This is a genomic window from Frigidibacter sp. ROC022 (assembly GCF_024723735.1).
Taxonomy (GTDB): Bacteria; Pseudomonadota; Alphaproteobacteria; order Rhodobacterales; family Rhodobacteraceae; genus SLM-1.
On record NZ_JANQDU010000005.1, the window covers coordinates 169,304 to 181,834 of the forward strand.

At 65.8% G+C, this 12,531-nt stretch carries 14 protein-coding genes; 5 read left to right on the forward strand and 9 right to left on the reverse strand.

All coding sequences use genetic code 11. The features are described 5' to 3' along the window. Positions 1-170: 170 nt before the first annotated feature. A complete protein-coding gene (locus NUW50_RS19170; protein WP_258290782.1) occupies positions 171-1,226 on the forward strand; it encodes a LacI family transcriptional regulator in 1,056 nt (351 codons plus the stop codon). Between the two features lie 36 nt (positions 1,227-1,262). On the opposite strand, the gene NUW50_RS19175 is transcribed toward NUW50_RS19170, so the two are convergent. The 4 genes from NUW50_RS19175 to NUW50_RS19190 form a co-directional block, all read right to left on the reverse strand. After that, on the reverse strand, positions 1,263-2,354 hold the full coding sequence (locus tag NUW50_RS19175; protein ID WP_258290783.1) for an ABC transporter ATP-binding protein: 1,092 nt from the start codon (positions 2,352-2,354) through the stop codon (positions 1,263-1,265). Continuing rightward, complete coding sequence (locus NUW50_RS19180) at positions 2,351-3,163, reverse strand: ABC transporter permease (protein WP_258290784.1); 813 nt, start codon at positions 3,161-3,163, stop codon at positions 2,351-2,353. The genes NUW50_RS19175 and NUW50_RS19180 overlap by 4 nt, the downstream gene beginning before the upstream one ends. Further along, on the reverse strand, positions 3,160-4,050 hold the full coding sequence (locus NUW50_RS19185; protein ID WP_258290785.1) for an ABC transporter permease: 891 nt from the start codon (positions 4,048-4,050) through the stop codon (positions 3,160-3,162). The genes NUW50_RS19180 and NUW50_RS19185 overlap by 4 nt, the downstream gene beginning before the upstream one ends. A gap of 142 nt (positions 4,051-4,192) precedes the next feature. Further along, positions 4,193-4,453 carry a hypothetical protein gene (locus NUW50_RS19190; protein WP_258290786.1) on the reverse strand — a complete coding sequence of 87 codons (261 nt, stop codon included), beginning with the start codon at positions 4,451-4,453 and terminating at the stop codon, positions 4,193-4,195. A gap of 242 nt (positions 4,454-4,695) precedes the next feature. On the opposite strand from NUW50_RS19190, the gene NUW50_RS19195 reads away from it, so the two are divergent. Then, positions 4,696-5,802 (forward strand): hypothetical protein, encoded by a 1,107-nt coding sequence (locus NUW50_RS19195; protein WP_258290787.1) that lies wholly within the window; start codon positions 4,696-4,698, stop codon positions 5,800-5,802. Positions 5,803-5,857: 55 nt separating this feature from the next. Here the strand turns inward: NUW50_RS19195 and rpsI are convergent, their stop codons facing one another. The 4 genes from rpsI to NUW50_RS19215 form a co-directional block, all read right to left on the reverse strand. Further along, on the reverse strand, positions 5,858-6,358 hold the full coding sequence (rpsI, locus tag NUW50_RS19200; protein ID WP_258290788.1) for a 30S ribosomal protein S9: 501 nt from the start codon (positions 6,356-6,358) through the stop codon (positions 5,858-5,860). A 4-nt stretch (positions 6,359-6,362) separates the two neighbouring features. Beyond that, positions 6,363-6,824 carry a 50S ribosomal protein L13 gene (rplM, locus tag NUW50_RS19205; protein WP_258290789.1) on the reverse strand — a complete coding sequence of 154 codons (462 nt, stop codon included), beginning with the start codon at positions 6,822-6,824 and terminating at the stop codon, positions 6,363-6,365. 214 nt (positions 6,825-7,038) lie between these two features. Continuing rightward, positions 7,039-7,875 carry a KPN_02809 family neutral zinc metallopeptidase gene (gene ypfJ / locus NUW50_RS19210; protein ID WP_258290790.1) on the reverse strand — a complete coding sequence of 279 codons (837 nt, stop codon included), beginning with the start codon at positions 7,873-7,875 and terminating at the stop codon, positions 7,039-7,041. Positions 7,876-7,964: 89 nt separating this feature from the next. After that, on the reverse strand, positions 7,965-9,083 hold the full coding sequence (locus tag NUW50_RS19215) for a PA0069 family radical SAM protein (RefSeq protein ID WP_258290791.1): 1,119 nt from the start codon (positions 9,081-9,083) through the stop codon (positions 7,965-7,967). A 334-nt stretch (positions 9,084-9,417) separates the two neighbouring features. Between NUW50_RS19215 and NUW50_RS19220 the strand changes: the two genes are divergently transcribed. The 3 genes from NUW50_RS19220 to NUW50_RS19230 all read left to right on the forward strand — a co-directional run bounded on the left by NUW50_RS19220 (position 9,418) and on the right by NUW50_RS19230 (position 11,013). Beyond that, positions 9,418-10,116 carry a corrinoid protein gene (locus NUW50_RS19220; RefSeq protein ID WP_258290792.1) on the forward strand — a complete coding sequence of 233 codons (699 nt, stop codon included), beginning with the start codon at positions 9,418-9,420 and terminating at the stop codon, positions 10,114-10,116. 76 nt (positions 10,117-10,192) lie between these two features. After that, entirely contained in the window at positions 10,193-10,357 is a 165-nt protein-coding gene (locus NUW50_RS19225; RefSeq protein WP_258290793.1) for a hypothetical protein, read from the forward strand. Next, positions 10,354-11,013, forward strand: coding sequence for a DUF1638 domain-containing protein (locus tag NUW50_RS19230; protein WP_258290794.1), 660 nt, complete (start codon positions 10,354-10,356; stop codon positions 11,011-11,013). The genes NUW50_RS19225 and NUW50_RS19230 overlap by 4 nt, the downstream gene beginning before the upstream one ends. Before the next feature lie 52 nt (positions 11,014-11,065). Here the strand turns inward: NUW50_RS19230 and NUW50_RS19235 are convergent, their stop codons facing one another. Beyond that, positions 11,066-12,502 (reverse strand): mannitol dehydrogenase family protein, encoded by a 1,437-nt coding sequence (locus tag NUW50_RS19235; protein WP_443135125.1) that lies wholly within the window; start codon positions 12,500-12,502, stop codon positions 11,066-11,068. Between the last annotated feature and the right edge of the window lie 29 nt (positions 12,503-12,531).

A 12,531-nucleotide genomic window follows, 5' to 3' on the forward strand; every position in this document is an offset into this window, starting at 1 on the left:
GGATATATCTTTGGCCATGAACACCCTGCATTCTGCACCCGCGAAAGCGTTGGAAATCCCCTTGCCGGCCCCGTTGTTGCAGCCGGGCGTTGCGGCTGTCCGGGCGGTCGAATCGGGCCTTGATGATTGCGTTAACGCTGCAGCGCAGCGACAAATTTCCGCGACAGGTCATGGCTGACACGCCCCCGGATCCCGCCCCGAAGGCCGGTGTCGGGGGCAAGACCGAATCGGTCGGGCGCCCGACGCTGAAGACCATCTCGCAACTCACCGGGCTGGCGGTGGCGACGGTCAGCCGGGCGCTGCATGACGCCCCCGACATCGGCGAGGCGACGAAGCGCCGGGTCCAGGAGACCGCCGACCGGGTCGGCTATCGGCCCAACCGGGCCGGAGTCCGGCTGCGCACCGGCAAGACCAACGTGATCTCGCTGGTGCTCTCTACCGACCATGACGTGATGAACCACACCGCGCGGCTGATCTCGTCGATCGCCGGAGGGCTGCGCTCGACCCCCTACCACATGATCGTGACCCCCTATTTCCCCTCGGAAGACCCGATGGTTCCGGTCCGCTACGTGGTCGAGACGCAATCGGCGGATGCGTTGATCCTGAACCAGATCGAACCGCGCGATCCGCGGATCGCCTGGCTGCTGGAGCGCGGCTTCCCCTTTGCCACCCATGGCCGCAGCGTCTGGGGCGACCGGCACGCCTGGTTCGACTTCGACAACACCCGTTTCGGCGAGATCGCCTGCGAGGAACTGGCCCGTCGTGGCCGCCGCAATGTGCTGATCGTGGCGCCGCCGATGGGACAGAACTATGCGCAGAACATGGTCGATGGCGCGACACGGCAATGCGCCGCCTCCGGGATCACCTGCCGGGTCGCAGAAGGTGTCACCTCGGACGACACCTCGGCACATATCCAGTCGCGGATGGCCGAGGAACTGACCCGCGATCCCGGAATTGACGGGGTCATCTCGGCCTCGACCACCGCCTGCATGGCGGTCGTGGCGGCGGTGGAGGACAGCGGCCGCAAGGTGGGCGCAGATGTCGATCTGTTCTCGAAGGAGGCGGTGCCCTTCCTGCGCCGGTTCCGGCGCGAAATCCTGGCGGTGCATGAGGATGTCGCGACTGCCGGCGCCTTCCTGGCCAAGGCAGCGATGGAGCGAGTGGCCGATCCGAACAAGCCCCCGATGCAGGGGCTGGAGACTCCGACCTTCTCGTCCGAGTCCTGATCTCTATTTGATATCAGTTTGTTACGGCCCGTTCTTCTAGCAGAACAGGACCAGGGACCGCGCATCCCAGGACACCCGCGCCTTGTCGCCGCGTTCCAGCACCGGCCGCCCGACGATGTTCTTCATCGAGATCGTGACCGGCGCCTCGACGGCATCGAAACGCACCTCGTAATAGGTCATGTCGCCGTAATAGATGACCTCCACGACCTCGGCCTGGGCGATCTGGCCGCTTGCGGCTTCGCCCTCGAAGAGGATCGACATCGCCTCGGGCCGGACCCCGACCGAACCGGTCCCGGGAACCCCGCCCGACGGGCACTGGTCGGGCTGAAGCGTGGCGTGGCCCAGCCCCGGAAGATTGACCTCGATGGCGTCGCCGGCGCCCTGCGTCACCTCGCAGGGCAGGAAGTTCATCACCCCGATGAATTCCGCGACCCGGCGCGAGACCGGGCGGCGATAGAGCGTCTGCGGATCGGCCAGTTGCGCGATCTCGCCCTCGAACATCACCGCGATCCGGTCCGACATGATCAGCGCCTCTTCCTGATCGTGGGTGACCAAGATGAAGGTGATCCCGACCTGGCGTTGCAGGCGGCGCAACTCGTGCTGCATCTGCTCGCGCATCTTCTTGTCGAGCGCCGAGAGCGGCTCGTCCAGCAGCAGGACCTTGGGTTCCAGGATCAGGGCGCGCGCCAGCGCCACCCGCTGCCGCTGCCCGCCCGAGAGCGCATTCGCGGCGCGGTCGCCATAGCCGGCCAGCCCGACCATCGCCAGCGCCTCGACCACCGCCTTGTCCTTGTCGGCCTTCGACCGCGGGTCCTTGCGCAGGCCGAACCCGACGTTCTGCGCCACCGTCAGATGCGGGAAGATCGCGTAGCTCTGGAACACCATGTTGGTCGGGCGATGGTTCGCCGGCACGCCCTCCATCGACTTGCCGTCGATCATCACCACGCCGGAAGAGACATCCTCGAACCCCGCGATGGTGCGCAGGAGCGTGGTCTTGCCACAGCCCGACGGCCCCAGAAGCGAGAAGAACTCTCCTTGATGGATCGTCAGGTCGATGCCCCTCAGGGCATGGTAATCGCCATAGTATTTCTGCACCGCGCGCAGGTCGATCAGCGGATTGGGGGTCACAGGAAGCCTCCGGTATCCTTGCCGCCGGTACGGGCGATGCCGCGGCGGCGGAAATATTCGGCGATCCCCAGCAAGAGGATCGAAAACAACACCAGCACGGTGCCGAGCGCCAGCACCACCGGGATCTCGCGCGAATTCTTGGTCATCTGGTTGAACAGATAGACCGGCAGCGTCTCTTCGGTTCCGACCAGGAAAGAGGCGATGATGTATTCGTCCAGCGAGATGGTGAAGGTGATCAGCAAGGACGAGATGATGCCCGGCATCACCAGCGGCAGGATCACCAGCCGGAAGGCCGAGAACGGGGTTTCGCCAAGATCATAGGCGGCCTCCTCCAGGCTCTGATCCAGCGAGGAAAAGGCCGAGTTGAGGATCGCGATGGCAAAAGGCAGGCAGATCACCACATGGCCCAGGATCGCCGCCGTCATGCCCAGGCCCATGCCGATCCGGAGCAGCACGACCAGCAGCGAGACCGCGACGATGATGTCGGGCAGCACCAGCGGAAGCATGATGAAGCCCAGCACCGGCCCCTTGCCCCGAAACCGGTACTTTGTCCCTGCGCGCGCCGCGAAAACCCCGAGCGCGGTAGCGAAAACCGCTGTCGTCACCGCGATGATCAGCGATTTCAGCACCGCCTGGTGCAGCTCGGTCTTGTGCCAGAGTGCAACGAACCAGTCGGTGGTGAAGCCCTTCAGCGGGAAGGCGATGATCTTGGAATCGTTGAAGGCGAACAACGGCAGCAGGACGATCGGCGCATAGAGGAAGATCAGATAGAAGATCGTGTAGGTCCGGAGCCCCCTGCCCTTTCTCATTGCCCGCCCCTCATGTTCTTGCGGTTGAGGAACACGAAGACCAGCGAGATCGCCGCCACGGTGATCATCGAGATCACCGCCAGGGCCGAGCCCAGGGGTGCGTTGTTCTGGCGCAGGAACTGGCTCTGGATCAGGTTGGCGATCATCGTGCCGTCCTTGCCGCCGATCAGTCGCGGCGTCACATAGTCACCGATCGTCGGGATGAAGACGATCAGCACCGCCGCCACCACCCCGGGCACCGCCAGCGGCAAGGTCACCCGCAGAAAGGTCTGGAACCGGGTCTCGCCCAGGTCCTGTCCGGCCTCGAGCAGCGAACGGTCGATCTTTTCCAGCGCCACGAAGATCGGCAGGATGGCGAAGGGGGCATAGGCATGGGCCAGCGTCAGCACCACCGCGTTGGCGTTGTAGTTGATCCAGCCCAGCGGCTCGTCGATCACCCCCAGCCAGAGCAGCGCCGAGTTCACCACGCCGTTGTAGCCCAGGATGACTTTCCACAGGAATACCCGGATCAGGTAGGAGGTCCAGAACGGGATGGTGATCAGGAACAGCCACAGCGACTTGCGGCTGGGCGTGACGTGGAAGGAGATGAAATAGGCCACCGGAAAGGCCGTGAGCACCGTCAGCGCCGTGACCGCCAGCGAGATGATGACCGAGCGCAGGATCAGGGCGCGATATTGCGGCTCGACGAAGGCCTCGATGTAGTTCTTCCAGGTCGGCGTGTAGTCATAGGTGACCACGCCGGTCTGGGACACGAAGCTGAGCGCGACGATGGCGACCAGCGGCACGGCCAGAAAGGCCAGCGCGTAAAGCGCGGTGGGCGAGACCATGAGCCAGCCGCGCAGACCTTCGCTGCGCCGCCATTTTCCAAAGCGTTCGGCCGATGCCATGCCTGGTTGTGCCCCTTCCCCGTTGCCGGCGCAGCATTATGAAGTTTCCCGGTAATCTCAAGCGCCAGTTTGCAGGGGCAGACAAAATTGGCGCGGGCCGTGGAAACCCGGCCGGGAACGTCAGAAGAGGTCTCGCGCCGCGTCAGCTCGCGGCGACGACATCGATGCTGACGCCGCGCTTCTTCAGTTCGGTATAGAGCGCGCTCACCACCCGGTTGGCGCTCATCGCGGCCTGCAGGGCCTCGTCCAGCTGCCCCTCGGCCGTGCCCCGCGCGACCCGCCACACCTGCCGATGCATGGCGCCGTCATCATAGACGATTTCGAACCCGCCGCTGCGCGCCCGGCGCAACCCCAGAAAGTCCCCCGCCCCATGGGGGGAGTGATGTCCTGCCAGCGATGCCATTCTTGTTGCCCGATTTCTATCGTTGCCTCGACAGAATCCTGCCCGTCGCCGGCGTATCGGTCAACGTGACGAGAATTATTCCCCGCGAAGCTGAGTCGCGGGGGCAACAGTCGGTATTGCACGCGAATTGAAGATGGGACTATTGGTGCCCCCTCATGCAAGAGCAAATCTGCAAAGAAACTCATTCCTCACAATGGCGCTATGGCTGGGCCAGATATCTGGTCGTATCAATTGTTGTTCTGTTGTTGCTTGTGGAATTCAATCGGCTCTACCTGGACTTTCTCGCTCGCGGCGGCTCGTGGAAACAGGGCGACTGGCTGATCACGCTGGCCGCGGGTCCGTTGCGACGAGGGATATTGGGGTCGGCAATTCTCTGGGGCGCAGATGCCCTGCATATCGGCCCCATCACGGCGGTTGTCGGCCTTCAGGCACTCTTGCTGACCGTATTGGTCGCCGGCACCCTGATCGGAGCCTGGCGGTTTCTTGGGCGTCCGGAAATGGCGGCGCTGATCCTGTCTCCGGCGCTGTTTCCCGTCTTCTGGGCCAATAATCCATTTGGGGCCGAACGGAAGGAACTGATTGGCTTTGCCGCCTTTGCCCTGGTGGCGGTCGCGCAGACACGCTCGAAGGTTCCGGGGGCGCTGCTGGCGCTGGCAGTGGTCGTGTTCCTGATCGGCGCCTTCGGACATGAGGCAAATGCGCTGCTGGCGCCGGCCTTCGCAGTGATGCTTTGGATTGCAGGCCGACAGAAGGGCGTGTCAGGGCCCGGCAGCCTCGTCCTGCCCGCCCTGGCCTTGGCGGGAAGCGCGGCAGCGATTGCCTATGCGCTTCGTTATAGTTCGGTTGCGGATGTCACGCCCCTCTGCCAGCCGCTGATCGATCGCGGCCTTGACCCCCGGTTCTGCGACACGGGCGCAATCGCCTGGATGGACAAGGATATCGCCTTTGGCCGGGCCGCGGTGGCCGGGATGTTGAAGACCTGGCCGTGGCAGGGCTTCTTCCTCGTCTATCTGGCCGCTTCTGCGCCGGCGATCTATGCAGCCTGGTGCTGTCGTGGCCGCCGGCTCTTGCTGGGTCTGTTCCTGCTGACCGGACTGGCAATCCTGCCGCTCTATCCGGTCGCGATGGATTGGGGACGATGGCTTGACCTTCACATGGTCAGCTTCACCTTCCTGTTCCTGTCGCTCCTGCTGGCCGGGCGGGTCGCGCTTCAGCGCCCTGGCCGCCTGACGCTGGTCCTGCCGATGCTGATCGCGGGACTGCTGTGGTCGCCTGCGCATGTCTACGGCATCAAGATTCCCATCCTGCGCACACTGTTGTGCCCGTTTCTCGAAGCCTGCACCCAGTGAAACGAAAAGCGCGCGGGACCATGCCCGCGCGCCATTCTTCTTGCCGGAAAACGCCTTAGCGCTTCGAGAACTGGAACGACTTCCGGGCCTTGGCCTTGCCATATTTCTTCCGTTCCACGACGCGGCTGTCGCGGGTCAGGAAGCCGGCCGCCTTCAGCGGCGCGCGCAGCGAGGGGTCATAGAGCTGCAGGGCTTTCGACACGCCATGCTTGACCGCGCCTGCCTGGCCCGACAGACCGCCACCCGCCACCGTGGCGGTGACGTCGAACTGGCCTTCGACGCCGGCGACGGTGAAGGGTTGGCGCAGGATCATCTGCAGCACCGGACGGGCGAAATACTCGGACATTTCCTTGCCGTTCACCACGACCTTGCCCTTGCCGGGCTTGATCCAGACCCGGGCGACCGCGTCCTTCCGCTTGCCGGTGGCATAGGCACGGCCCTGGGCGTCACGCATCGGTTCGCGCGGGGCGGTGAGGGTTTCCGGAACCGCCACGGCGGCAGGAGTGCCTTCCGCGACCTGGTTCAGGTCTTCCAGAGATTTGACTTCGGTGGCCATGCGCTCAGCCCCTCGTGTTCTTCGGGTTCATCGACTTCACATCCAGCACTTCCGGCGACTGCGCCTCGTGCTTGTGCTCGGCCCCGGCATAGACGCGCAGATTGGTCATCTGCTGCTTGCCCAGCTTGTTGCGGGAAATCATCCGTTCCACCGCCTTGATCACCACCCGCTCGGGGTGCTTGCCGTCGAGCAGCTGCTCGGCGGTGCGGAACTTGATCCCGCCGGGGTGGCCGGTATGCCAGTAATAGCGCTTGTCGGAGCGCTTGTTGCCGGTCATCACGACCTTGTCGGCATTGATGACGATCACGTTGTCACCCATGTCCATATGGGGCGTGTAGGTCGGCTTGTGCTTGCCACGCAGCCGGGTGGCGACGATCGAGGCGAGGCGTCCCAGAACGACGCCTTCGGCGTCGATCAGGATCCACTTCTTTTCGATGTCCGCCGGAGTAGCGGTAAAGGTTTTCATCGGAGGCTTCCGTATGGCCAAAAGACAATCGCCGCAGCCAGGCCACGGTCGGATGCCGGTGTTCTAAGCATTTTCAGGGGCCGGTCAAGGCCATTCGGATTTACATTATCACGCAATATCAATGCCTTAGTATTTCGGTATCATGTTACCCCACGTTGGCGGCCCGCCCCGCAGGCCGATCGGCCCGGACAGGCCACCAGGAACCCCGGCCCGGTCAGAGCTCGCCGGCGCCGAATGTGTCGCAGGCCGCGAGGGTCGGGTTGTCGAAACCGCGGGCAAACCAGCGCTGGCGCTGCTCGGAACTGCCATGGGTGAAACTGTCGGGCATCGGCGCCCGGCCGGCCGCCTTCTGCAAGGTGTCATCGCCGATCTTCTCGGCCGCGTTCATCGCCTCGGCAATGTCGCCGCCCTGCAGATAGCCCGCGGCCTGTTCCATCGCCGCGAAGATCCCGGCATAGCAGTCGGCCTGCAGCTCGACCCGCACCGAGATCGCATTCGACTCGGCCTCGCTGCCCGCCTGCCGCGCCTCATTGGCCCGGCTCAGGATACCCAGCTCGTCCTGGACATGATGTCCGACCTCATGCGCCACCACATAGGCGGCGGCAAAATCGCCGCCGGCGCCGAGCCGTTCCGACAGCGTGGTGAAGAAGCCGGTATCGAGATAGACCTTCTTGTCGCCCGGGCAATAGAAGGGCCCGGTCGCGCCCGAGGCCAGGCCGCAGGGCGACTGCGCTCCGCCGGAATAGAGCACCAGTGTCGTGGGATTGTAGGGCCCGCCGACCTCCCGATCGAAAATCCCGCTCCAGACCTCTTCGGTATCGGCCAGGACCACGGCGACGAAATCGCCCTGCTTCCGCTCCGCCGCGGTGATCTCGCCCGGGGCCCCGGTCTGTCCGCCGGCCTCCTGCAACAGCGGCGTCACGTCGATGCCGAGGAAATAGCCGATCGCCAGCACCGCCAGCAGCCCGACGCCGCCGATCGCGGCACCGCCCCCGGCGCGGCCGCGTCGATCCTCGATATTGCCGCTCTTGCGACGTCCCTGCCATTTCATTCGGTCGGTCTCCCGGGCTGACGATAGCCCAGCGTCTTAGCAGACGCGCGGACGGCTTGGCCAGAAGACCCGGGGCCGAGGCCGGGAAACTAGAACAGCGACAGCTGATCCCCGGCACGGGCCGGCGGCGCGAAGAGATCGCAGCGCAGGGGCGGCAGGGGCCGGTCCAGGCCCAGCCGTCTGGCCGCCAGCCGGAAGCGTTGCCCGACCAGTTCGGCATAGGTCCCCTCGCCCCGCATTCGCTTGCCCCAGTCGGCGGAATAGTCCTGCCCGCCATGCATCTCGCGCAGCTTCGACATCACCCGGTTGAACCGGTCCGGATAATGCTCGGCCAGCCAGTCGCGGAACAGCGGCGAGACCTCGCGCGGCAACCGCAGCATGATCCAGCTGGCCGAACGCGCCCCGGCCTCGGCCCCGGCCGCCAGAATGGCCTCCAGTTCGGGATCGGTCAGCCCCGGGATCACCGGCGCCACCATGACCCGCACCGGGATGCCGGCCTCGGCCAGGCGCCGGATCGTCCGCAGGCGACGCGCCGGAGCGGGCACACGTGGCTCCATCGTCCTGGCGAGTTTCGGGTCCAGCGTGGTCACCGAGATCCCGACATGCAGCAATCCCTTTGCCGCCATCGGCGCCAGGAGGTCGAGGTCGCGCTCGATCCCGCTGCCCTTGGTGACGATGCCCAGCGGGTGATTGAAGGCCGAGAGCACCTCGATCAACTCGCGCATCACCCGATAACGGGTCTCGACCGGCTGGTAGGGATCGGTATAGGTGCCGATCGCCATCACCGCCGGGCGATAGGATTTCGCGCGCAGCTCGCGCTCCAGCACCGCCCCCGCGCCCGGCCGAGCGATCAGCCGGGTCTCGAAATCGAGCCCCGGCGACAGGTTCAGATAGGCATGGCCGGGCCGCGCGAAGCAGTAGATGCATCCGTGTTCGCAACCGCGATAGGGATTGATCGAGCGGTCGAAGGGAATGTCCGGAGAGCTGTTGCGGCTGATGACCGAGCGTGGCCGTTCCAGCCGCACCTCGGTCCGGATCGGCGGCAGGTCGCCGTCATCACGCGGCCAGCCGTCGTCGGTCATTGCGCGGCTCTGGCCCTCGAACCGGCCCGGATCGTTGGTCGCCGCGGCGCGGCCCCGGCGCCGGGACGCGGGCAGGACCCGGGTCTCCTCCTCCGGATCGGCAGCGGGCGGGATCGTGGCGGACATCGGCGGGCCTCTCGGTCAGGTCATGGGGCAGCGCAGCCCGGACAGAACATAGCATGAACACGCGCCAAGAACCAGCCGCGCCGCCACCGTCTCCGCAACCGGCTTTGAACCGCTTTACCTCGGAAATATCCCGGGGAGCGCGAGGGGCGGCGCCCCTCGCCCGGTCGGCGCCGGAGGCGGCGAAACCGGACCGCGCGCCCCTGTTTTCGCGCCCGGGGGCGACCGGTGGACACAGTTCGTCGCTTGCGTCCCCGGCAATGTCGCAATCCTGTTGTGATTGGCCCGCGTTCCGCCTTATCACCCGAGACAGGCACGACTTTCCGCGGAGGAACCCATGGCTGACGACGACGAGATCATCCTGAGCGAGCTCAGCGACGACGAGTTGGTCCTGCAGATGCATGACGACCTCTATGACGGGATGAAGCCCGAGATCGAGGAAGGCGTGAACATCCTGCTGGAACGCGGCTGGGAACCCTATGAAGTGCTGACCAAGGCGCTGGTCGGCGGGATGACCATCGTCGGCAATGATTTCCGCGACGGGATTCTCTTCGTGCCCGAGGTGCTGCTGGCGGCCAATGCGATGAAGGGCGGAATGGCGATCCTGAAGCCGCTTCTGGCCGAGACCGGGGCGCCGAAGGTCGGCAAGATGGTGATCGGCACCGTCAAGGGCGACATCCATGACATCGGCAAGAACTTGGTCGGCATGATGATGGAGGGCGCCGGATTCGAGGTGATCGACCTCGGGATCAACAATGCCGCCGACAAGTACATCGAGGCGCTGAAATCGGAAGGGGCCGACATCCTCGGCATGTCGGCGCTGCTGACCACGACCATGCCCTACATGAAAGTGGTGATCGACTCGCTGGTCGAGATGGGCATTCGCGACGACTATATCGTGCTGGTCGGCGGGGCGCCGCTGAACGAGGAGTTCGGCAAGGCGATCGGCGCCGACGCCTATTGCCGCGACGCGGCCGTGGCGGTCGAGACCGCCAAGTCCTTCATCGCCCGCAAGCACAACCAGATGAAGGCCTGAGCCGGACCCGGCCCTTTCGCCGCCGCCGGGCCGCCCCTATCTCTGCGGGTGAATGCCCGAAACCGGAAAGCCCCAGATGCCGCCCAGCCGCCTTGCCCTGCTCCTTGCCGTCGTGATCCTGGCCGCCGGGCTGACGGTGCTGGGCTTCCGGGCCCTGCCCGCGCCGACGCTGGCCGTCGCGGTGCCGCTGCTGCTCCTGCTGAGCCTCGTGCTGCGCTGGCTGTTGCGGGACCGGTCATGACGCCCCCCCCTGCCTCCCCCCCGGCCGCGCCCGACGACAGGACGTTGACCGAAACCGGTCTCGCCGCCTCCGGCAAGGGCCGGGTGCTGATCCTGGCCTGCGGAGCGCTGGCGCATGAGATCCTGGCGCTGATCCGGATGAACGGCTGGGACCATCTGGACCTGACCTGCCTTCCCGCGATCCTGCACAACCGACCCGAGAAGATCACCGCGGCGGTCGAGGCGGCCGTGGCCCGGCACCGGGCGGGGTATGAACGCATCTTCGTCGCCTATGCCGATTGCGGCACGGGCGGCAAGCTCGCCGCGGCCTGCAAGAGGCTGGGGCTGGAGATGATCGCCGGGCCGCATTGCTATGCCTTCTACGACGGGCTGGCCGCTTTCGAGGCGCGCGGCGAAGTCACCAGCTTCTACCTCACCGATTTCCTGGCCCGGCAGTTCGAAACCTTCGTCTGGAAGCCACTGGGTCTCGACCGCCACCCCGAACTGCTGGAGATGTATTTCGGAAATTACGAGACCCTGGTCTATCTGGCACAGACCGAGGACCCGGCGCTGGACGCCAAGGCGCGGAGCTATGCCGAAAGGCTGGGATTGGCCTACGAGCGGCGTTTCACCGGGATGGGCGACCTTGCGACAACGCTGGAGCGCCTGAGCAGTTGAACCCTGCGTTCTCCGGCCGGCGACCGCGGTCCGACCATGCGGGGCCTGCGCCTCAGTCGCCCAGGTAGCTGCCGATCGTCGCCGCGGTGCCCACCGCCCATATCTGCCGGAGCCAGCCGGCGAAGGCCGCCGAGAACCGCGGCGCCTCGGCCAGATCGCCATAGATTTCGCGCAGTTCCAGCCATGCCGCCGGCGCGGATTTCGCCCGCTGCGCGGTCTCGGTCAGTTGCGCCCAGTTCGGATCGTTGGGCTCGATCGCCCTGCCGTCCTCGAAATGCCCGGCGCAGTAGCGGCACCAGAGTGCCGAGACCAGCGCCAGCCCTTCCACCGGGGCGCCCGAAGCCAGACCGTCGGCCACCGAGGGCAGGATGAACTTGGGCTGCCGGTTGGAACCGTCGAGACAGAGCCTGCGGGTGGTGTCCTCGATCTCGGGATTCGAGAAGCGCGACAGGATCAGGGTCAGATATTCCTCTGGGGTGAATTCCGGCACCGGCCTGACATGCGGCAGTATCTCGGCCCGCTCGACCCGGTCCAGCAGACCGGCGATCCGCGGGTCGGCCATCGCCTGATGGGCAAATTCGTGCCCCAGCAGGGCGCCGGCATAGGCGATCACCGCGTGACCACCGTTGAGGATGCGGATCTTCATGCGCTCATAGTCATGGACATCCGAGGTCATCGTGACCCCGGCCGCCTCGAACTCGGGACGGCCGGCGGTGAAGCTGTCTTCCAGCACCCATTGCCGGAACGGCTCGCAGGTCACCGGCACCGGATCGTCCAGCCCGAAGCTGGCCGCCATCTCGCGCTCGCGCGGGCCGGTGGCCGGCGTGATCCGGTCAACCATGGCATTCGGAAAGGCCACATTGCCGGCGATCCAGTCCGAAAGCTGCGGGTCCGACAGCGACGCCAGCCCGACCACCGCGTCGCGGGTCACGCCGCCATTGCCGGGCAGGTTGTCGCAGCTCATCACCGTGAAGGGCGTATGCCCCGCCGCATGCCGCGCGGCCAGCGCCGCGACGATCGCCCCGAAGGCAGTCGCGGGTTGGTCGGGATTGTGGCCGTCGGCGACGATCTCGGGATGGTCCGGGTCAAAGCGACCGGTCGCCGGATCGACGAAATAGCCGCCCTCGGTGACGGTCAGCGAGACGATCCGGATCGCCGGATCGCTCAGGGCCGCGATCAGCGGCGCATTGCCGGGATCGACAGGAAGAAAGTCGGCCATCGCACCAACAACACGCGCAAATCGGCCCTCGGGGCCCCGCTCGATGACCGTCGATAGGCAGTCCTGCGCCTTCAGCGCCGACCGCATCCTTGCATCGGGTGCCCGGACCCCGGCGCCCAGCAGCGCCCAGTCGTGGTCCCTGCCCTGTCCCATCAGGTCGTCGAGATAGACCGCCTGATGGGCCCGATGGAAATTTCCCAGCCCGATATGAACGATGCCCGGCGTCAGTTCGGCCCGGTCATAGCCCGGACCCGCCACGCCTTTCGGCAGCGCGCCGAGGGCCGCGTTCGAAAGTTTCA

Bases quoted from the DNA above. Each gene is read 5' to 3' on its own strand.
- NUW50_RS19220 (WP_258290792.1), top strand. From the start codon at position 9,418: ATGGCTGACGACGACGAGATCATCCTGAGCGAGCTCAGCGACGACGAG.
- ypfJ (WP_258290790.1), bottom strand. From the start codon at position 7,875: ATGAAATGGCAGGGACGTCGCAAGAGCGGCAATATCGAGGATCGACGC.
- rplM (WP_258290789.1), bottom strand. From the start codon at position 6,824: ATGAAAACCTTTACCGCTACTCCGGCGGACATCGAAAAGAAGTGGATC.
- NUW50_RS19230 (WP_258290794.1), top strand. From the start codon at position 10,354: ATGACGCCCCCCCCTGCCTCCCCCCCGGCCGCGCCCGACGACAGGACG.
- NUW50_RS19225 (WP_258290793.1), top strand. From the start codon at position 10,193: ATGCCGCCCAGCCGCCTTGCCCTGCTCCTTGCCGTCGTGATCCTGGCC.
- rpsI (WP_258290788.1), bottom strand. From the start codon at position 6,358: ATGGCCACCGAAGTCAAATCTCTGGAAGACCTGAACCAGGTCGCGGAA.
- NUW50_RS19185 (WP_258290785.1), bottom strand. From the start codon at position 4,050: ATGGCATCGGCCGAACGCTTTGGAAAATGGCGGCGCAGCGAAGGTCTG.
- NUW50_RS19180 (WP_258290784.1), bottom strand. From the start codon at position 3,163: ATGAGAAAGGGCAGGGGGCTCCGGACCTACACGATCTTCTATCTGATC.
- NUW50_RS19190 (WP_258290786.1), bottom strand. From the start codon at position 4,453: ATGGCATCGCTGGCAGGACATCACTCCCCCCATGGGGCGGGGGACTTT.
- NUW50_RS19170 (WP_258290782.1), top strand. From the start codon at position 171: ATGGCTGACACGCCCCCGGATCCCGCCCCGAAGGCCGGTGTCGGGGGC.
- NUW50_RS19215 (WP_258290791.1), bottom strand. From the start codon at position 9,083: ATGTCCGCCACGATCCCGCCCGCTGCCGATCCGGAGGAGGAGACCCGG.